The following is an 18537-nucleotide window of genomic DNA, read 5'->3' on the forward strand; positions in this document are numbered from 1 at the left end:
ACGCGCAGGGGGGCGAGGGTACCCGGCCGGGCATGAAGCCGTTGGATCACCTGGAGCATCTGGACAAGCATCTGGTCGACGAGCTGGCACAGGTGGCGCGCGAGACCGTCCGGGACGAACTGCGCGAGCAGACGCGCAGGCAGCGCCGCAAGGCCGCGCTGTACGCCGCGTCCGGCGCCCTCGCCCTGTACGCGGGCGCGGCCCTCGCGCTCGCCGTGGGACTTGCCCTCGCCCTCGGCCTGCCCGACTGGGCCGCCGCGCTGATCACCGCCGTGATCCTGGGTGCCGTGGCGTACGTGCTGCGCGGCATGGCCCGGCCGTCCGCGTCCCGGCCGGGCCCGGCGCACGCGGCCGGTACGACGCCGGGACACGAGAGCACCACCGGCCCGGGCACCGGGGTGCCCGGCGGGGTGCCGCCCGTGCCGCCGGCCCCGCCCGCCGCCGGACCGGTCGCCGGCGCCGCCGGCGGGCCCGCCCCGGGCGTGGTGCCCCCGCGGCCGACGGACGGCCCCGACATGCCTCCCCCCAGGGCGTGATGCGCAGTGCGCACGACAGAAACACCGCACGGCCGCGTCGTCGTGGTGACCGGGGCCAGCGGCGGCGTGGGACGGGCCACGGCCCGGGCCTTCGCCGCCGGGGGTGATCGCGTCGCCCTGCTGGCCCGGGGGAGCGAGGGACTCGCCGCCGCAGCCGACGACGTGCGGCGCGCCGGGGGCGAGGCCCTCGTCATCGGCGTGGACGTCTCCGACGCCAAGGCCGTCGACGACGCCGCCCAGCGGGTCGTCGACACGTTCGGCCCCATCGACGTCTGGGTCAACAACGCCTTCACCGGGGTCTTCGCGCCGTTCACGGAGATCGGACCGGACGAGTTCCGCCGCGTGACCGAAGTGACCTACCTGGGCTATGTGTTCGGCACCCGGGCGGCCCTGCGCCACATGCTGCCGCGCGACCGCGGCACGGTCGTGCAGGTCGGCTCCGCGCTCGCCTACCGGGGCATCCCGCTCCAGTCGGCGTACTGCGGGGCCAAGCACGCCATCCAGGGGTTCAACGAGTCCCTGCGCTGCGAGCTGTTGCACGAGCGCAGCGGGGTGCGCACGACGATGGTGCAGCTGCCGGGCCTCAACACCCCGCAGTTCGACTGGGTGCTGAACCGCATGCGGGGCCGGGCCCGGCCGGTCGCGCCCGTGTACCAGCCGGAGATCGCGGCCAGGGCGATCGTGTACGCGGCGTCGCACGCGGGGCGCAGGGAGTACTGGGTGGGCGCCTCCACGGCCGCCACGCTCATCGCCAACGCCGTCGTCCCCGGGCTGCTGGAGCGCTATCTGGCGCGCACGGGCTTCTCGTCGCAGCAGGAGGGGGACCGGCACGGCGGACCGGCCAACCTGTGGGCCCCGGCGGACGGGCCGCACGGCCACGACTTCGGCGCACACGGGCGGTTCGACGACGAGGCCGTGCACGACAGCCCGCAGCAGTGGATCTCACGGAACCGGCGGCGGATGGGCGCGGCCCTGACCGTGGGGGCGGGGGTCCTGGCCGCACGCAAACTGGCCGGGCAGGCACGCCGGTAGGCGCAGTCGACATACCGGGTCGACATACCGGGTTACCGGGTCGGCATACCGGCGGCTCTAGGCGACCCGGTACTCCGCCACCTCCTGCGTGCGCAGGGTGAGCCCGTGGCCCACGCCCTGGGTCGGGTGGACCGTACCGCCCGTGGGGTCCAGGGCGCCGTCGAAGAACAGGTCCTCGATGCGGACGTGGTCGTGGAACCACTCGATGTGCCGGAGGTTGGGGAGCGAGGCGGCCGCCGCCGCGTGGGCGTGCGGGGCGCAGTGCGCGGAGACCTCCAGGCCGTGGGCCTGGGCCAGGGCGGCCGCGCGCAGGAACTCCGTCAGGCCGCCGCAGCGCGTCGCGTCGATCTGGAGGCAGTCGACTGACCCGGCCGTGATCATCCGGGCGAAGTAGGGCAGGTCGAACCCGTACTCCCCGGCGGTCACGTCGCACACCACCGCGTCCCGGACCAGCCTGAGACCCGTCAGGTCGTCCGAGGACACCGGCTCCTCGAACCAGCCCACGCCGTGCTCGGCGAGGACGTGGCCGACACGCACCGCCTGCTTGCGGGTGTAGGCGCCGTTGGCGTCGACGTACAACTCCGCGTCCGGGCCGATGACATGTCGTGCCGCCCGGACGCGGTGCAGGTCGCGGGCCACCTCGCGGCCCCACCCCTCACCGATCTTGATCTTGACGCGCGGGATGTGCTGCCCGTGCACCCAGCCGTTCAGCTGTGCGGCCAGATGCGTGTCGTGGTACGTCGTGAAGCCCCCGCTGCCGTACACCGGCACCCGCTCGTGCCGGACCCCCAGCAGCCGGGCCAGGGGGAGTTCCAGCAGCCGGGCCTTGAGGTCCCACAGGGCGATGTCCAGGGCCGAGATCGCACAGGACGCGATGCCCGGGCGGCCCGCGTTGCGCACCGAGCGGCACATCGCGTCGTGCACGGCCGGGATGTCCAGGGCGCTCATGCCCTCGACCAGCGGGGCGAGTTCGGCGGTGAGGAAGTCGCCGACCGGCACCGGGCCGTACGTCCAGCCCGTGCCGGTCGCGTCGCCCGCCGTCACCTCGCAGATCACCAGGGTCGTGGCGTCCCAGGCCAGCGTGCCGTCCGCCTCGGGAGCGTCCGTCGGCACCGTGTACACGGACACGACGGGGCGGTGGAGTTCCATCGGGTGGCCCGGCCTTCCGTCAGACGGCCTGCTGGAGCTGCGGCAGCACCTTCGTGCGGTAGAAGTCGAAGAAGCCGCGCAGGTCCGGGCCGATCTGGTTGACGTAGACCCGGTCGAAGCCCGCGTCGGCGAACTGCTTCAGCTCGGCCACGTGCTCGTCCACGTCGTCGCCGCACACCCGGTTCTCCCGCACCATGTCCTCGGTGACCAGCTGCTGCGCCTGCTCGAAGTGCTTCGGGGAGGGCAGCACCTGGCCCAGCTCGCCGGGCAGCTGCTCGTTCGCCCAGAGCCGGTGGACGGTCTTCACGGCCTCGTCGTGGTCGGTGTCGTAGCAGACCTTGGTGCCGCCGCTGACGAGCTTTCCGCCGCCTCCGCCCTTGCGGTACTGCTCCACCATCGTCTCGTCCGGCTGGATGGTGATGTAGCCGTCGCCGACGCGGGACGCGAGCTGCGTGGCCGCCGGGCCGAAGCCGGAGATGTCGATCGGGATCGGCTCGTCCGGGACCGTGTAGAGGCGGGCGTTCTCCACCGTGTAGTGCGGGCCGTGGTGGTTGACCTCTTCGCCGGTGAACAGCCGGCGCATCACCTGGATGGCCTCCTCCAGCATGTCCAGACGGACGTAGGCAGGCGGCCAGTGGTCACCCAGGATGTGCTCGTTGAGCGCCTCGCCGGAGCCGACACCGAGCCGGAAGCGGTTGTCCGTCATCACCGCGCTGGTCGCCGCGGCCTGCGCCACCACCGCCGGGTGCATCCGCACGGTCGGGCAGGTCACCGCCGTTTCGACCGGCAGGGACACCGCCTCCGACAGTGCGCCGATCACCGACCACACGAACGGGCTCTGGCCCTGCTCGTCGTTCCACGGGTGGTAGTGGTCCGAGATCCACAGCGCCTGGAATCCAGCCTGTTCGGCCATCCGCGCCTGCTCGATCAACTCGGCGGGTCCGTACTGCTCGCACGAGAGGAAGTAACCGTACTCGGGCATGGGGAGTGCCTCCGCGACATCGGCGGTCCGTATCCCGCACCGGGTACCCGGGCCCCGGTCCGGAAACCGGCGGCGTACGGGCGAGAGGGCCCCGGCGGACGTTTGGTTGCCCTGGCCAGGGGGACGCGGAAGGCTCCCGAGCTACGCGACAGCGCCGGAGGCGAACCGTGAGTCGACCCCGCATCGTGATCGTCGGTGCCGGCTTCGCCGGGTACCGCACGGCCCGCACCCTGTCCCGGATCACCCGGGGCCGGGCGCACATCACTGTGCTGAACCCGACCGACTACTTCCTGTATCTGCCCCTGCTGCCCCAGGTCGCCGCCGGCGTCCTGGAGCCGCGCCGGGTCACGGTCTCCCTCTCGGACACGCTGCCGGACGTACGGCTCGTGCTGGGCGAGGCCGACCGGATCGACCTCGACGGACAGACCCTGCACTACACCGGGCCCGAGGGCGACGGCGGCACGCTCGCCTACGACCGGCTGGTGCTCGCCGCCGGCAGCGTCAACAAGCTGCTGCCGATCCCCGGCGTCGCCGAGTACGCGCACGGCTTCCGGGGGCTGCCGGAGGCGCTGTACCTGCGCGACCACGTGACCCGGCAGGTGGAGCTCGCGGCCGCCGCCGACGACTCCAAGTCGTGTGCCGCCCGGTGCACCTTCGTCGTGGTCGGCGCCGGATACACCGGCACCGAGGTCGCCGCGCACGGGCAGATGTTCACCGACGCGCAGGTCCGCAAGCACCCGCTGCGGCAGGGCATGCGGCCGCGCTGGATGCTGCTGGACGTCGCGCCGCGGGTGCTGCCCGAGATGGACGAGAAGCTGTCCACCACCGCCGACCGGGTGCTGCGGCAGCGGGGTGTGGACGTGCGGATGGGCACCTCCGTGAAGGAGGCGACGTCCGACGGGGTGGTGCTGACCGACGGCGAGTTCGTCGAGACCCGGACGCTCGTGTGGTGCGTGGGCGTGCGGCCCGACCCGCTGGTCGAGTCCCTCGGGCTGCCCATGGAGAAGGGGCGGCTGCTCGTCGACCCGCACCTTCAGGTGCCGGGCCGGCCCGAGCTGTTCGCCTGCGGTGACGTGGCCGCAGTGCCGGACCTGGAAAAGCCGGGGAGCTACACGCCGATGACCGCGCAGCACGCCTGGCGGCACGGCAAGGTCGCGGCGGAGAACGTCGCCGCCTCGCTCGGCCTCGGCGGCGCGCGCAAGCCCTACCGCCATCGCGACCTGGGCTTCGTCGTCGACCTGGGCGGTGCGAAGGCCGCCGCCAACCCGTTCGGCGTGCCCCTGTCCGGAGTACCGGCGGGTGCGGTGACGCGGGGCTACCACCTCGCCGCGATGCCCGGCAACCGCGTCCGGGTCGCCGCCGACTGGCTGCTGGACGCGGTACTGCCGCGCCAGGCCGTGCAGTTGGGGCTCGTCCGGTCCTGGTCCGTGCCGCTGGACACGTCCTCACCGGAGCTGGCCCGGGTGCCCGGCGGGCCGGAGCAGGGGCAGGAGACGAGCGCCCGGTCGGGGCCTGGGGCGGCGATCGCGGCCGACACGCACGACGGGGGGACCGGTGCCGGACCCGGGCAGGGCCGGGCCGGAGACGAACCCGCGAAGGGGCAGCCCGGATCCGGGGCGGCACAGGACCGGCCCGGATCCGGGTCCGCGCAGCGCCGGTCGGAGGAGGAGCTGGCCAAGGGCCGCCCCGGTGGCGAGCCGGCCAGGAACTGGCCTTCCGACGAGCCTGCCAAGGGGCCGGTCGGTGGTGGGTCCGCGAAGGGGCAGCCCGGATCCGGGGTGACGCAGGACCGGCCCGGATCCGGGTCCGCGCAGCGCCGGTCGGAGGAGGAACTGGCCAAGGGCCGACCGGGCGGCGAGCCGACCAGGAGCCGGCCCACTGACAAGCCTGCCAAGGGACCCGTCGGTGACGAGCCCGCGAAGGGACCGCCGGGTGAGCCTGCCAGTAACCAGCCCAGGGGTGAGCCCACGAAGGGAGCGCCGGGTGGGCCGACCAGGAGTCAGCCCGGTGGTGAGCCGGCCAGGAGTCAGCCTGGTGGTGAGCCTGCGAAGGGGCAGCCGGGCGGTGAGCCGGCCAGGAGTCAGCCTGGTGGTGAGCCTGCGAAGGGGCAGCCGGGCGGTGAGCTGGCCAGGAGTCAGCCTGGTGGTGAGCCTGCGAAGGGGCAGCCGGGCGGTGAGCTGGCCAGGAGTCAGCCTGGTGGTGAGCCTGCGAAGGGGCAGCCGGGCGGTGAGCTGGCCAGGAGTCAGCCTGGTGGTGAGCCTGCGAAGGGGCAGCCGGGCGGTGAGCCGGCCAGGAGTCAGCCTGGTGGTGAGCCCGCGAAGGGGCAGCCCGGTGGCGAGTCCGCCAAGAACCAGACCGATGCCACCCCACAGCCCCCGCCCGGCCAGCCACCCCCGGGCCCCGACACCGCCCCCGGCCCCGTCAAGCGATCCGACGCCCCGGACGACTCCGTGAAAGGAGACTCATGAACACCGGTGAACTCACCGACCTCGGACAGCAGCTGCGCGTGGACAGCGTCCGCGCTGCCGCCGCCGCGGGCTCCGGGCACCCGACGTCCTCCATGTCCGCAGCGGACCTGATGGCCGTCCTGCTCGCACGCCACTTCCGCTACGACTTCGACCGCCCCGCGCACCCCGGCAACGACCGCTTCGTCCTCTCCAAGGGACACGCCTCGCCGCTGCTGTACTCCGCGTACAAGGCGGCCGGCGCCATCGACGACGAGGAACTGCTCACGTTCCGCAAGCTGGGCAGCCGCCTCGAAGGGCACCCCACACCCCAGCGTCTGCCGTGGGTCGAGACGGCCACCGGCTCGCTCGGGCAGGGCCTGCCGGTCGGCGTCGGCATCGCGCTCGCGGGCAAGCGGCTGGACCGCACCGGCTACCGCGTGTGGGTGCTGTGCGGCGACAGCGAACTGGCGGAGGGATCCGTGTGGGAGGCCGCCGAGCACGCCGGGTACGAGCACCTGGACAACCTCACCGTGATCGTCGACGTCAACCGGCTCGGCCAGCGCGGCCCGACCCGGCACGGCCACGACCTGGACGCCTACGCCCGCCGCTTCCAGGCCTTCGACTGGCACACCGTCGAGGTCGACGGGCACGACGTGGACGCGATCGACCGCGCCTACGGAGAGGCACTGTCCACCAAGGGCCAGCCCACCGCGATCCTCGCCCGCACGCTGAAGGGAAAGGGCGTCGAAGGTGTCCAGGACCGCGAGGGCCTGCACGGCAAGCCGCTGCCCGAGGCCGACGAGGCGATCGCCGAACTCGGCGGCCCGCGCGACATCCGCGTCCGGGTGCAGGAGCCGCCCGCCGCCCGCATGCTGCACTCCGTCCACACCGGGAACTTCGAGGTCCCGACCTGGGAGAAGGGCGAGGAGGTCGCCACCCGCAACGCCTTCGGGCAGGCGCTGGCCGCGCTCGGCACCGGCCGCGGCGACATCGTCGCCCTCGACGGCGAGGTCGGCGACTCGACCCGCGCCGAGTTCTTCGCCAAGGAGCACCCCGACCGCTACTTCGAGTGCTACATCGCCGAGCAGCAGCTGGTCGCCTCGGCGGTCGGGCTCGCGGCCCGCGGCTGGGTGCCGTACGCCGCCACCTTCGCGGCCTTCCTGACCCGGGCCTACGACTTCGTCCGGATGGCGTCCGTCAGCGGCTCCGGCATCAATCTCGTCGGCTCGCACGCGGGCGTCGCCATCGGCCAGGACGGGCCCAGCCAGATGGGCCTGGAGGATCTGGCGATGATGCGGGCGGTGCACGGCTCGACCGTGCTGTACCCCTGTGACGCCAACCAGACCGCGCGGCTCGTCGGCGCGATGGCCGGCCTGGAGGGCGTCCGCTACCTGCGCACCTCGCGTGGCGAGAGCCCGGTGATCTACGGTCCGGACGAGGAGTTCCCGGTCGGCGGGAGCAAGGTGCTGCGCTCCTCCGACCGCGACCGGCTGACCCTCGTAGCGGCCGGCGTCACGGTGCACGGGGCGCTGGCCGCCGCCGACGCCCTGGAGGGGGAAGGCATCCAGGCGCGGGTGATCGACCTGTACTCGGTGAAGCCCGTCGACCGGGCAACCCTGCGCCGGGCCGCCGAGGAGACCGGCTGCCTGGTGACCGTGGAGGACCACCACCCGGAGGGCGGCATCGGAGACGCGGTCCTGGAGGCCTTCGCCGACGGACGCCCCGTACCGCGCCTGGTACGGCTGGCCGTGCGGAGCATGCCCGGCTCGGCGTCCCCGCAGGAGCAGCTGCACGCCGCCGGCATCGACGCCGAGTCCATCGCGGCGGCCGGGCGGCTGCTGGTGGAGGAGGCGGTCGTGCCGTGAGCGGCGGCGACGGCACGCGCCGGGTGCGGGCGGGCCGCCGCACCGTGGAGGTCCACCGCCCGGACAAGGTGCTCTTCCCCGGCGGCGGCGACGCCAAGGAGTACACCAAGGGCGACCTGGTGGACTACCACCGGGCCGTCGCGCCCTTCATGCTGCCGCACCTGCGCGGCCGTCCGCTGATGCTGGAGCGGCACCCGGACGGGCTCGACGGCCCGCGGTTCATGCAGAAGAACACCCCGGAGAGCTATCCGGAGTGGATCACCCGTGTCGAGGTGGCCAAGGAGGGCGGCACCGTCCGCCACGTCGTCTGCGACCACAGCGCGACCCTCCTCTATCTGGCCGACCAGGCCAGCATCACCCTGCACCGCTGGCTTTCCCGCGCCGACAGCGTCGACCACCCCGACCGGCTGGTCTTCGACCTCGACCCGGCGGGGGAGGACTTCGACGCCGTACGGGAGGCCGCCCGGCTGCTGGGGGAGCTGCTGGACGAGCTTCAGCTGCCCTCGGCGCTGATGACGACCGGATCGCGGGGGCTGCACGTGATCGTGCCGTTGAACGGCCGGAACGACTTCGACGAGGTGCGCTCCTTCGCCCGGGACGTCGCCGACACCCTCGCCGACGCCCACCCGGACCGGCTCACCACCGCCGCCCGCAAGAAGGACCGCGGTGAGCGGCTCTACCTCGACGTGCAGCGCAACGCCTACGCGCAGACCGCCGTCGCGCCGTTCACGGTCCGGCCCCGGCCGGGCGCGCCGGTGGCCACTCCCATCACCTGGGAGCAACTGGACGACCCCGAGCTGCACGCCCGCCGCTGGACCATCGCCGACGCCGTGGAGCAGGCCCGCACCAACCCCTGGTCGGGCCTGCTGAACCGCGGCCGGGCACTGGGACCGGCCCGGCGGCGGCTGAACGCCCTGCGCGGCTGAGCCACACCCGCGTTCCCCGGCGGGTGGCTGATGCATGCGCCCATAGAGGTTTGGTGAACACTCTTGCGGCCACACGAAGGGGGAGGTGGTCATGTCCAACGCAAAATACCCGCAAGAGTCACAAGATTCACAAAAGGCTCAAAAATCTCAGAATTCACGCAAACCGACTGACAACACGGTCGACGACCGGCCGAGCCCCATGGAGGTGCTGCGCCAGGCGCGCGGCCAACTCGAGGAGCTCACCGGCATGACCGCCGAGTCCGTGTCGTCCTTCGAGCAGACCGAGCACGGCTGGGCTCTGGAGGTCGAGGTCCTCGAACTCGAGCGCGTGCCCGACACGATGAGCCTGCTGGCGAGCTATCAGGTGGAGCTCGACGGCCAAGGGCAGCTCACGGGTTATCGCCGCGTCCGCCGTTACGAGCGGGGGCGGTCCGACCCGCGAAGGAGCGGTCACTAGAAGCCCGACCGGACCCGCACCCACAGACAAGGAGGGACCTCCGGCATGACAGTCGTACCGGCACAGCAGACCAGCGGCGGAGGCGGCAGCAGCGGTCTCTACGACGTGCTTGAACTTGTTCTGGACAGGGGGCTCGTCATCGACGCATTCGTGCGAGTCTCCCTGGTCGGCATAGAGATCCTCAAGATCGACGTTCGCGTCGTCGTCGCCAGCGTCGATACTTATCTGCGCTTCGCCGAGGCGTGTAACCGGCTCGACCTGGAGGCCGGGCCGCGCAAGGACCCGGGCCTGCCCGACCTGGTCGGGGAGATGACCGAGTCCGGTGCGCGCGGCAAGTCCAAGGGGGCGCTGTCCGGCGCCGCCGAAACCATCTCCGACGCCTTCAAGCAGGCGCGTTCCGAAGGCTCCGAGCAGGAGACCGAGTCCCGTCCCCGGGCCCGCAAGAGCACGTCCGCCCGCCGGAAGGAGGAGCAGGAGTGAGCACCTACGTCTACGGCGTCGCGGCGAGTTCGCACCCCGGGCTCCCCGAGGGCATGGGCGGCGTCGGCGACCCGCCACGCCCGGTGCGCATCCTGCGCGAGGGCGAACTGGCGGCCGTCGTCAGTGAGGCGCCCGAAGGGCTGCGGCCCAAGCGCAAGGATTTGCTCGCCCACCAGAACGTGCTGAGCGAGACGGGCGCGGCCGGCTGTGTGCTGCCCATGCGGTTCGGCAGCGTCGCCCCGGACGACAACTCGATTACCGCGGTCCTCGCCGAGCGCGCCGAGCACTACAAGGAGCGCCTGCGGGCCCTGGACGGCCGGGTCGAGTACAACGTCAAGGCCAACCACGTCGAAGAGGCCGTCCTGCACCAGGTGATGGCCGAGAGCCCGGACATCCGATCTCTCGCGGAGACCAACCGGCAGGCCGGCGGCGGCAGTTACGACGACAAGATCCGGCTCGGCGAGATGGTCGCGGCCGCGGTCAAGGCCCGGGAGGCCGAGGACGCCGCCGCACTCCAGCGCGTCCTGGAACCGTCCGCCGAGGCCGTGAGCGTGGGCCCCGAGTCCACCGGCTGGCTGGCCAACGTGTCGTTCCTGGTGGACCGGGAGTCGGCCGAGAACTTCCTGACGGCCGTGGAAGAGGCCCGCAAGGAACTGCCGCACCTGGAGGTGCGGGTCAACGGACCGCTGCCGCCGTACAGCTTCGTCGAGCCCGGCCCGACCGAGCCGGCGGGCACCGTGGCGAGCGGCACGGACACCGGAGCGGGGTGACGACGTGGGCCTGATCTCGGAGGTGCTGCTGCTGCCGTTCGCACCGGTGCGCGGCAGCGCCTGGGCCATCAGACAGGTGCTCCAGGAAGCCGAGCGGATCTATTACGACCCCGCCACGATCCGGGCCGAACTGTCCCGGCTTGAGGAGCAGTTGGAGGCCGGTGAGATCACGGACGAAGAGTTCGACCGCATCGAGGACGAACTCCTCGACCGGTTGGAGATCGCTTCGCGCGGGAGCGCGGGAACGGGCAACGGGACGACACAATGAACCGAGTGGGACTGGGTCTTGCCGTGGGGGCCGGATACCTCCTGGGACGGACCAAGAAACTGAAGATGGCGGTGGCCGTCGGCGGCCTGGTGGTCGGGAAGCGGATGAACCTGAGCCCGCGCATGGTCGCGGACCTGGTCCAGCAGCAGCTGCGGAACAACCCGCAGTTCAAGGAGATCGGGGACCAGCTGCGGCAGGACCTGCGAGGTGTCGGCAAGGCGGCCCCCGGTGCCATGGTCGAGCGGCAGCTCGACGCCTTCGCCGCCCGGCTGCACGGCCGTACGGCTCAGGTGCGCGACCAGCTGGCGGGCGTGGTGCCCGGCGGAGGCGACGCCGAGGACGAGGAGCCCGAGGACTCCGGGCCGGAGGGGGAGCCGGAGCCGTCCCCGAAGCAGGCGGCGAAGAAGGCACCGGCCAAGAAGGCACCCGCGAAGAAGACGGCGAAGAAGGCCCCCGCCCGGAAGGCCCCCGCCAAGAAGGCCCCCGCCAAGAAGGCCCCCGCCAAGAAGACGGCGAGCCGGAAGGCGGCGGCGAAGAAGACCACGGCCGCGAAGAAGGCGACCTCCGCCGGGAACAGGGGCGGCAGCTCCCGGGCCCGGCTGCCGAAGGGAGGCGGTGAGGGATGACCGACACCCTCGGATCAGCGACCTCCGCCGCAAGCGGAGCGACGAAGAAGCCGTTCACCGAGGTGGCCCGCGGCGAGGCCGCCGACCGGCTGAAGGTCGAGGTGCAGGAGTACCTCGCCGCCCAGGCCACCCGCATGCTGACCGGCGTGGGCCGCAAACTCGGCGAGACCACCGTCAGACTCAACGACATCGCCGAGGGCAGGAGCCCCGGCTTCGCCCAGCTCGCCCTCGAAGGCGGGCGCAAGCTCGCCGAGGGCAAGGGACCCGTGCGCGCCGCCCTGGAGACCGGCACCTCGCGCGCCAGGAACAAAGTGGCCGACGCGGTGAAGAACCCCGGCGGTGGCAAGGGCAAGGGCAAGAAGCCAGGCCGCAAGCCGACCGTCATCATCGAGCACATCGACGTCGGCGTGCCCGTGCGCACCGCGTACGACCAGTGGACGCAGTACCAGGAGTTCAGCACCTTCGCGAAGGGCGTCAAGAGCGCCGACCGCGAGGACGACACCCACTCCGACTGGCAGCTGAAGGTCTTCTGGTCCAGGCGCAGCTGGAAGGCGAAGACGACCGAGCAGGTGCCGGACCACCGCATCGCCTGGACGTCGGAGGGCGCCAAGGGCACGACCAAGGGCGTCGTCTCCTTCCACCGGCTCGCCGACGACCTCACGCGTGTCCTGCTGGTCATCGAGTACCAGCCGTCGGGCCTCTTCGAGAAGACCGGCAACCTCTGGCGCGCCCAGGGCCGCCGCGCCCGGCTCGACCTGAAGAACTTCGTCCGCTTCATCACGATCAAGGGCGAAGCGGACGACGGCTGGCGCGGCGAGATCCGCGACGGCAAGGTCGTCCGCAGCCACGAGGACGCGCTCGCCGAGGAGGAGTCCGAGGAGGAGCGCCCCGAAGGCGAGGAGCCCGAGGACGAGTACGACGAGGAGGAGCCGGAAGAGGATGGCGAGAACGAAGCCGAGGCCGGGTACGACGAGGAGGCCGAAGACGAGGAGGAGCCCGAGGAAGAGGCTGAAGGGGAATACGAGGAAGACGAGGCCGACGAGTACGAGGACGAGTACGCCGAAGGCGGGAGCCGGCGATGACGACGCCCAGCAGGATGCCCGACCCCTACGGCCACGGGAGCGGCGCCAACCTCGCCGACATCCTGGAACGGGTACTCGACAAGGGCATCGTCATCGCGGGCGACATCCGCATCAACCTGCTCGACATCGAACTCCTCACCATCAAGCTGCGTTTGATCGTCGCCTCGGTGGACAAGGCGAAGGAGATGGGCATCGACTGGTGGGAGACCGACCCGGCACTGAGTTCGCGGGCCCGCCGTGATGAACTGACCCGTGAGAACGCTGAGTTGCGCGAGAGGCTGGCCCGGCTGGAGGAACTGGTGCCCGCCCGCGCGCAGAAGAAGGAGGCACCGTGACCGGACTGCGGTACGTCTACGCCGTCTGCCGCCCCTTCGGCACGCCGCTCCAGTCCCAGTTGACGGGGGTGGCGGGCGATCCGCCCAGAGCGCTGAACCACCACGGCCTCGTCGCCGTGGTCAGCCACGTACCGGAGCGGGACTTCGCGGAGGAACCGCTCCGCGCCCATCTGGAGGACCTCGACTGGCTCACCGAGACCGCCCGCGCCCACCAGGGCGTGATCGACGCGCTCACCACCGTCACGACCCCGCTGCCGCTGCGGCTCGGCACCGTCTTCCGGGACGACAGCGGCGTACGGACGATGATCGAGGCCCGCGAAGAGGACTTCCGGCGCACCCTCGACCGGCTGGAGGGCCGGGTCGAGTGGGGCGTGAAGGTGTACGCCGAGTCCGAACCGCAGGAGAGCGCCCGGCCCGCGCAGAAGGCCGCGTCGGGCCGCGACTACCTGCGGCAGCGGCGTATGCAGACCACGTCGCACGAGGAGATGTGGCAGAAGGCGGAAAGCTTCGCGGGCCGACTGCACGAGAAACTTTCCGCATTCGCGGAGGATTCCCGGCTGCATCCCCCGCAGAACCCCGCGCTTTCCAAAGCGACCGGGCGGAACGTGCTGAACGCCGCCTATCTCGTGCCGCGCGCGCATTCCGAGGAATTCGTGGAAATGGTGGACCGCACGAAGGACGAGGTGCCCGGAATGCGCGTCGAACTCACCGGCCCCTGGGCGGCCTATTCGTTCGCCGGGGAGACCACATGACCGACGGGGAGAAGCCGTGACCGTAGTGGAACGCCGTGAGGTCGCCCTCGTGGACCTGCTCGACCGGCTGCTCGCCGGCGGGGTCGTGATCACGGGGGACATCACGCTCCGCATCGCCGACGTCGACCTCGTCCGTATCGACCTCAACGCGCTCATCAGCTCGGTGAACGCTCAGGTGTCTTCCCCGTTCGAGGAGTTGCTGTGACGTCGTCCGACCAGTCCGCGCAGAATCCGCGGCCGCGCCGCAACCGGCTGGACCTGGAACCCGACACCGTCGAGCGCGACCTGGTCAAACTCGTGCTCACGGTGGTGGAGTTGCTGCGCCAGCTCATGGAGCGCCAGGCGCTGCGCCGGTTCGACGTGGGGGATCTGAGCGAGGAGCAGGAGGAGCGGATCGGGCTCACGCTGATGCTGCTGGAGGAGCGGATGGCGGAACTGCGCGACCGCTACGGACTGCGGCCCGAGGACCTCAATCTGGACCTCGGGCCGCTTGGACCGCTGCTTCCCCGGGACGGGGGCTAATTCACCACCTGTACCACCGGCCCCTGCCTCCGGTCGCCGACGTACCACGGACGAAGAATCCCAGCAGCCACACAACGAGAACCGCCAACGCGATCCACCAGAGCACCTCTACTGCGAATCCGGCGCCGAACAGAACCAACGCCAGAAGCAGCACCAGCAGGATGGGAACCATAATTCGAACCTCCTGCTTTTAGGGTGTCCCCGAATCGGTGTTTCAGACGTCCTTTCGGCAGAGAATTTCTCCGTGCAGCACGCTGAACCAGCCGTCCTCCCGCTCCCCCCACTGCCGCCAGGCGTCGGCCACGGCCCGCAACTGCGCCACGCTCGCGTGCCCGCCCTGCCGGGCCCGGTCCGCGTACGCGGACGCCAGCGTCCGGTCGGCCCACAGCCCGCTCCACCAGGCCCGCTCCTGATGCGTGGCGAAGGTCCAGGTGCCGGAGGTCGCCGTGACGTCCGTGAACCCGGCTCGCAGCGCCCACGCCTTCAGCCGGCGCCCGGCATCCGGCTCACCGCCGTTGGCCCGGGCGACCCGGCGGTAGAGGTCCAGCCAGTGGTCGAGCCCCCCGGACGCCGGAAACCAGGTCATGGCCTCGTAATCCGCGTCCCGCACGGCGACGAGCCCTCCGGGCTTCACCACCCGCCTCATCTCGCGCAGGGCCCGCACCGGATCCCCCACGTGCTGGAGCACCTGATGGGCGTGCACCACGCAGAACGTGTCGTCCGGGTAGTCCATGGCGTGCACGTCGGCGACCGCGAAGTCGACGTTGGCCAGCCCCCGCCCGTCAGCCGTGGCCCGCGCCCGCTCCAGGATCTCCGGCTCCCGGTCGACGCCGGTGACCTGCCCGTCGGGGACGAGCGCGGCCAGGTCGGCGGTGATGGTGCCCGGTCCGCACCCGACGTCCAGGATCCTCATGTGGGGCCGGAGCGAGGGCACCAGGTACGCGGCCGAGTTGGCGGCGGTCCGCCAGGTGTGCGAACGCAGCACCGACTCGTGGTGCCCGTGCGTGTAGACGGCGGTCTCGCGTGGTTCCGGCATGGCGGATCCCACCCCTTCGTTTCGGGTCGGCATGGGATCACCGTACGCAGTCTGGCCGCATAGTGAGACCGTATTCCCGTAATGTGGACTGACGGAGCGTCAGTCAGGCGGGGATCGGCCGGTAGACGGTCAGCGCCTCGGGCAGTTTCTCCAGGGTGACGCGGCCCTCCACTTCGATGACCTCACCGTCGTAGGCGAGGAGCGTGCCGGGCGCCACGTGATCCAGCCGCAGCCGTCCCACCTGGACGGCGGCGTGCGCGGGGGAGCGGGTCAGCGGCCCCGCGATGGCGGCGGCGAGCAGCCGGACCGCGCAGGCGCCCCCCGTGCACGACCCGCACGTCGAGCTGCCCGTCCGCGAGATCCCTCCGGCGCCCGGACGCCAGCCCCATGCGGTGATAGGTGCCGTTCCCTGCGAACAGCAGCCACAGGGGACGCGTACGGCCCTGGAACTCGGCCTCCAGCGGGTGCCGGTCGGCCCGCAGCACGCGCAGGGCCGCGAGCACGCCGGCGGGCCAGCCGCCGATCCGGTGCGACCAGCGCTCCCGCTCGCGCACGAGTTCCGGGTAGACGCCGACACTGCACGTGTTGAGGAATACACCGTGCTTCCCGCCGCAGGAGTACCGGCCCACGTCCACGCGCACGGCCTCGCCCTCACGCAGCGCCCGGGCGAGATCGCGTACGTCCTCGATGCCCAGGTCGTAGGCGAAGTGGTTGAGGGTCCCGCCCGGCAGCACCGCGAGGGGCAGGTCGAAGCGGAGCGCGACGCGTGCGGCGGTGTTCACGGTGCCGTCGCCGCCGCACACGCCGAGGACCCGGGCGCGGGCGGCCGCCTTCTCCAGCGCGGCGGGCACGTCCCCCGGCTCGCACTCGACGATCTCGGCCCGGGGGAGGGCGTCCCGCAGGGCACGGGCACGCTCGGCGCTCCCGGCGGCGGTGTTCGTCACCAGCACGAGTCCCTCGCCGTCCGGCAGCGCCGGAACCTCCGCGCGGGGGCGGGGCGGCGGGGCGACCTGGCCGCGCGTCGGCACCATGCCCCGCACGGCGAACGCGGCACCCGCGCCCAGGGCGGCGCCCGCCAGGACGTCGCTCGGGAAGTGCGCGCCGGTGTGGACGCGGGAGAGGGCGACGCAGGCGGCCACCGGGGCGACGACCGTGCCCCAGGCGGGGGACTCCAGGGCGACACCGGTCGCGAAGGCGGCGGCGGACGCAACCTGCCCGGAGGGGGAGGAGGGAGTGATCGGCCGCCGCTTCGGCTGCCCGATCAGCGGGACCGGAGCCGGTGCCGCTGGGCGGGGCTGGAAGACCGTGCGCTTGCCGAGGGCGGCGACGGTGAGGGAGGCAAGGCCGAGTGAGGCCAGTCCTCGGGTCGCCGCGCGGCGGGCACGGGGCGTGCGGGTCGCCGCGAGGGCGGCGGCGGCCGCGAACCAGAGGGCACCGTGGTTCGCGCTGTGGCTCAGGCGGGACAGGACGGGATCCAGGGCGGCGGACGTCATGGCATGCGGGTACCCGGAGGGGGTGGACACACCGACCGTCCGCGGCCAGGGTTGTGGGTGATCATCGTGTCCGAAGAGGACACGGGTCGTGGGCGACAGCGCGCACTCCAGCGGAAATGCGTTTGCCCGGCGTGCCGTCGCCGCCACAGAATCGCGTCCATGGGTCACCTCGAAGCCGCACACCTGGAGTACTACCTGCCTGACGGAAGGGCGCTGCTGGGTGATGTGTCGTTCCGGGTGGGGGAGGGAGCCGTCGTCGCCCTCGTGGGGCCCAACGGGGCCGGGAAGACGACCCTGCTCCGGATGCTCGCCGGTGAGATCAAGCCGCACGGCGGATCCGTCACCGTGGGCGGCGGACTCGGTGTGATGCGGCAGTTCGTCGGATCCGTACGCGACGAGACGACCGTACGGGACCTGCTCGTCTCCGTCGCCACCCCCCGCATCCGCGAGGCGGCCCACGCCGTGGATGCCGCCGAGCACGCCATCATGACCGTGGACGACGAGGCCGCCCAGCTGAAGTATGCCCAGGCCCTCGCCGACTGGGCCGAGGCCCGCGGCTACGAGGCCGAGACGCTGTGGGACATGTGCACCACGGCCGCCCTCGGCATCCCGTACGACAAGGCGCAGTGGCGACAGGTCCGCACCCTCTCCGGCGGCGAGCAGAAGCGGCTCGTTCTGGAGGCCCTGCTGCGCGGCACGGACGAGGTGCTCCTGCTCGACGAGCCCGACAACTACCTCGACGTGCCCGGCAAGCGCTGGCTGGAGGAGCGCCTCGCGGAGACCCGCAAGACCGTCCTCTTCGTCTCCCACGACCGCGAACTCCTCGCCCGCGCGGCCCAGCGCATCATCTCCCTGGAACCGAGCCCCACCGGCGCCGACGCCTGGGTGCACGGCGGCGGCTTCGCCACGTACCACGAGGCCCGCCGCGAACGCTTCGCCCGTTTCGAGGAGTTGCGCAGGCGCTGGGACGAGAAGCACGCCCAGCTGAAGAAGCTGGTGCTGAACCTGCGTCAGGCGGCGACCATCAGCCACGAGCTGGCCTCCCGCTACCAGGCCGCCCAGACCAGGCTCCGCAAGTTCGAGGAGGCCGGCCCGCCTCCGGAACCGCCCCGTGAGCAGGACATCAGGATGCGGCTCAAGGGCGGCCGCACCGGCGTCCGGGCCGTCACCTGCGAGCGCCTGGAGCTGACCGGCCTGATGAAGCCCTTCGACCTGGAGGTCTTCTACGGCGAACGCGTCGCCGTCCTCGGCTCCAACGGCTCCGGCAAGTCCCACTTCCTGCGCCTGCTCGCCGGGGACGATGTCGCGCACACGGGTCTCTGGAAGCTGGGAGCCCGGGTCGTGCCCGGCCACTTCGCGCAGACGCACGCGCACCCGGAGCTGGAGGGCCGCACGCTGCTCGACATCCTGTGGAAGGAGTACTCACAGGACCGCGGCGCGGCGATGTCGAGGCTGCGCCGCTACGAGCTGACGCATCAGGCCGAGCAGACGTTCGACCGCCTGTCCGGCGGCCAGCAGGCCCGCTTCCAGATCCTCCTCCTGGAACTCCAAGGCGTGACGGCGCTACTGCTCGACGAGCCGACCGACAACCTGGACCTGGAGTCCGCGGAGGCGCTCCAAGAGGGCCTGGAGGCCTTCGACGGCACGGTCCTCGCGGTCACGCACGACCGCTGGTTCGCCCGCTCCTTCGACCGCTACCTGGTCTTCGGCAGCGACGGCCGGGTCCGGGAGACCCCGGACCCGGTCTGGGACGAACGCCGGGTGGAACGAGCGCGGTAG

20 protein-coding genes and 1 pseudogene are annotated in these 18537 nt (G+C 72.1%); 16 read left to right on the forward strand and 5 right to left on the reverse strand.

Annotated features, from left to right (window positions below; translation table 11 throughout):
* Positions 1-32 precede the first annotated feature (32 nt).
* Positions 33-536 carry a phage holin family protein gene (locus tag V8690_RS35665; protein WP_338784181.1) on the forward strand — a complete coding sequence of 168 codons (504 nt, stop codon included), beginning with the start codon at positions 33-35 and terminating at the stop codon, positions 534-536.
* 6 nt (positions 537-542) lie between these two features.
* A complete protein-coding gene (locus V8690_RS35670) occupies positions 543-1568 on the forward strand; it encodes an SDR family oxidoreductase (RefSeq protein ID WP_338784182.1) in 1026 nt (341 codons plus the stop codon).
* 57 nt (positions 1569-1625) lie between these two features.
* Here V8690_RS35670 and V8690_RS35675 read toward each other — a convergent pair whose 3' ends face one another.
* Both V8690_RS35675 and V8690_RS35680 read right to left on the reverse strand, forming a co-directional pair.
* On the reverse strand, positions 1626-2717 hold the full coding sequence (locus V8690_RS35675; RefSeq protein ID WP_338784183.1) for an enolase C-terminal domain-like protein: 1092 nt from the start codon (positions 2715-2717) through the stop codon (positions 1626-1628).
* Positions 2718-2736: 19 nt separating this feature from the next.
* Positions 2737-3699: an LLM class F420-dependent oxidoreductase gene (locus tag V8690_RS35680; RefSeq protein ID WP_338784184.1), complete on the reverse strand. Its 963-nt coding sequence runs from the start codon at positions 3697-3699 to the stop codon at positions 2737-2739.
* A 167-nt stretch (positions 3700-3866) separates the two neighbouring features.
* Between V8690_RS35680 and V8690_RS35685 the strand changes: the two genes are divergently transcribed.
* From V8690_RS35685 to V8690_RS35745, 13 genes are all read left to right on the forward strand, one after another.
* Complete coding sequence (locus V8690_RS35685) at positions 3867-6167, forward strand: FAD-dependent oxidoreductase (protein WP_338784185.1); 2301 nt, start codon at positions 3867-3869, stop codon at positions 6165-6167.
* Entirely contained in the window at positions 6164-8011 is a 1848-nt protein-coding gene (locus tag V8690_RS35690) for a transketolase (RefSeq protein WP_338784186.1), read from the forward strand. The genes V8690_RS35685 and V8690_RS35690 overlap by 4 nt, the downstream gene beginning before the upstream one ends.
* Positions 8008-8937, forward strand: coding sequence for a non-homologous end-joining DNA ligase (gene ligD / locus V8690_RS35695; protein WP_338784187.1), 930 nt, complete (start codon positions 8008-8010; stop codon positions 8935-8937). The genes V8690_RS35690 and ligD overlap by 4 nt, the downstream gene beginning before the upstream one ends.
* A 91-nt stretch (positions 8938-9028) precedes the next feature.
* Positions 9029-9394 (forward strand): gas vesicle protein, encoded by a 366-nt coding sequence (locus V8690_RS35700; RefSeq protein WP_338784188.1) that lies wholly within the window; start codon positions 9029-9031, stop codon positions 9392-9394.
* 45 nt (positions 9395-9439) lie between these two features.
* Complete coding sequence (locus tag V8690_RS35705; protein WP_338784189.1) at positions 9440-9874, forward strand: gas vesicle structural protein GvpA; 435 nt, start codon at positions 9440-9442, stop codon at positions 9872-9874.
* Positions 9871-10644: a GvpL/GvpF family gas vesicle protein gene (locus tag V8690_RS35710; RefSeq protein WP_338784191.1), complete on the forward strand. Its 774-nt coding sequence runs from the start codon at positions 9871-9873 to the stop codon at positions 10642-10644. Before V8690_RS35705 ends, V8690_RS35710 begins: the two co-directional genes overlap by 4 nt.
* A 4-nt stretch (positions 10645-10648) precedes the next feature.
* Positions 10649-10912: a gas vesicle protein GvpG gene (locus tag V8690_RS35715; protein WP_338784192.1), complete on the forward strand. Its 264-nt coding sequence runs from the start codon at positions 10649-10651 to the stop codon at positions 10910-10912.
* A complete protein-coding gene (locus V8690_RS35720; protein WP_338784193.1) occupies positions 10909-11538 on the forward strand; it encodes a DNA primase in 630 nt (209 codons plus the stop codon). The genes V8690_RS35715 and V8690_RS35720 overlap by 4 nt, the downstream gene beginning before the upstream one ends.
* Positions 11535-12620: an SRPBCC family protein gene (locus tag V8690_RS35725; RefSeq protein ID WP_338784194.1), complete on the forward strand. Its 1086-nt coding sequence runs from the start codon at positions 11535-11537 to the stop codon at positions 12618-12620. The genes V8690_RS35720 and V8690_RS35725 overlap by 4 nt, the downstream gene beginning before the upstream one ends.
* Entirely contained in the window at positions 12617-12955 is a 339-nt protein-coding gene (locus V8690_RS35730; protein ID WP_338784195.1) for a gas vesicle protein, read from the forward strand. Before V8690_RS35725 ends, V8690_RS35730 begins: the two co-directional genes overlap by 4 nt.
* A complete protein-coding gene (locus tag V8690_RS35735) occupies positions 12952-13707 on the forward strand; it encodes a GvpL/GvpF family gas vesicle protein (protein WP_338784196.1) in 756 nt (251 codons plus the stop codon). Before V8690_RS35730 ends, V8690_RS35735 begins: the two co-directional genes overlap by 4 nt.
* A gap of 16 nt (positions 13708-13723) precedes the next feature.
* Entirely contained in the window at positions 13724-13912 is a 189-nt protein-coding gene (locus V8690_RS35740) for a gas vesicle protein (protein WP_184588487.1), read from the forward strand.
* On the forward strand, positions 13909-14229 hold the full coding sequence (locus V8690_RS35745; protein WP_338784197.1) for a gas vesicle protein K: 321 nt from the start codon (positions 13909-13911) through the stop codon (positions 14227-14229). The genes V8690_RS35740 and V8690_RS35745 overlap by 4 nt, the downstream gene beginning before the upstream one ends.
* Position 14230: 1 nt before the next feature.
* Here the strand turns inward: V8690_RS35745 and V8690_RS35750 are convergent, their stop codons facing one another.
* The 3 genes and pseudogenes from V8690_RS35750 to V8690_RS35760 all read right to left on the reverse strand — a co-directional run bounded on the left by V8690_RS35750 (position 14231) and on the right by V8690_RS35760 (position 16758).
* Positions 14231-14401, reverse strand: a complete 171-nt coding sequence (locus V8690_RS35750) for a hydrophobic protein (protein ID WP_338784198.1) — start codon at positions 14399-14401, stop codon at positions 14231-14233.
* A gap of 42 nt (positions 14402-14443) precedes the next feature.
* Positions 14444-15265, reverse strand: coding sequence for a class I SAM-dependent methyltransferase (locus V8690_RS35755; RefSeq protein ID WP_338785569.1), 822 nt, complete (start codon positions 15263-15265; stop codon positions 14444-14446).
* A gap of 103 nt (positions 15266-15368) precedes the next feature.
* Positions 15369-16758 (reverse strand): annotated as a pseudogene (locus tag V8690_RS35760) (diacylglycerol kinase family protein).
* Positions 16759-16917: 159 nt separating this feature from the next.
* On the opposite strand from V8690_RS35760, the gene V8690_RS35765 reads away from it, so the two are divergent.
* Entirely contained in the window at positions 16918-18537 is a 1620-nt protein-coding gene (locus tag V8690_RS35765) for an ATP-binding cassette domain-containing protein (protein WP_338784199.1), read from the forward strand.

The sequence above is a fragment of the Streptomyces sp. DG1A-41 genome, from assembly GCF_037055355.1.
Taxonomy (GTDB): domain Bacteria; phylum Actinomycetota; class Actinomycetes; order Streptomycetales; family Streptomycetaceae; genus Streptomyces.

Coding starts and splice junctions, on each gene's coding strand:
- V8690_RS35665 (WP_338784181.1), top strand. CDS start 33: ATGAAGCCGTTGGATCACCTGGAGCATCTGGACAAGCATCTGGTCGAC.
- V8690_RS35675 (WP_338784183.1), bottom strand. CDS start 2,717: ATGGAACTCCACCGCCCCGTCGTGTCCGTGTACACGGTGCCGACGGAC.
- V8690_RS35680 (WP_338784184.1), bottom strand. CDS start 3,699: ATGCCCGAGTACGGTTACTTCCTCTCGTGCGAGCAGTACGGACCCGCC.
- V8690_RS35690 (WP_338784186.1), top strand. CDS start 6,164: ATGAACACCGGTGAACTCACCGACCTCGGACAGCAGCTGCGCGTGGAC.
- V8690_RS35700 (WP_338784188.1), top strand. CDS start 9,029: ATGTCCAACGCAAAATACCCGCAAGAGTCACAAGATTCACAAAAGGCT.
- V8690_RS35705 (WP_338784189.1), top strand. CDS start 9,440: ATGACAGTCGTACCGGCACAGCAGACCAGCGGCGGAGGCGGCAGCAGC.
- V8690_RS35720 (WP_338784193.1), top strand. CDS start 10,909: ATGAACCGAGTGGGACTGGGTCTTGCCGTGGGGGCCGGATACCTCCTG.
- V8690_RS35725 (WP_338784194.1), top strand. CDS start 11,535: ATGACCGACACCCTCGGATCAGCGACCTCCGCCGCAAGCGGAGCGACG.
- V8690_RS35730 (WP_338784195.1), top strand. CDS start 12,617: ATGACGACGCCCAGCAGGATGCCCGACCCCTACGGCCACGGGAGCGGC.
- V8690_RS35750 (WP_338784198.1), bottom strand. CDS start 14,401: ATGGTTCCCATCCTGCTGGTGCTGCTTCTGGCGTTGGTTCTGTTCGGC.
- V8690_RS35755 (WP_338785569.1), bottom strand. CDS start 15,265: ATGCCGGAACCACGCGAGACCGCCGTCTACACGCACGGGCACCACGAG.
- V8690_RS35765 (WP_338784199.1), top strand. CDS start 16,918: ATGGGTCACCTCGAAGCCGCACACCTGGAGTACTACCTGCCTGACGGA.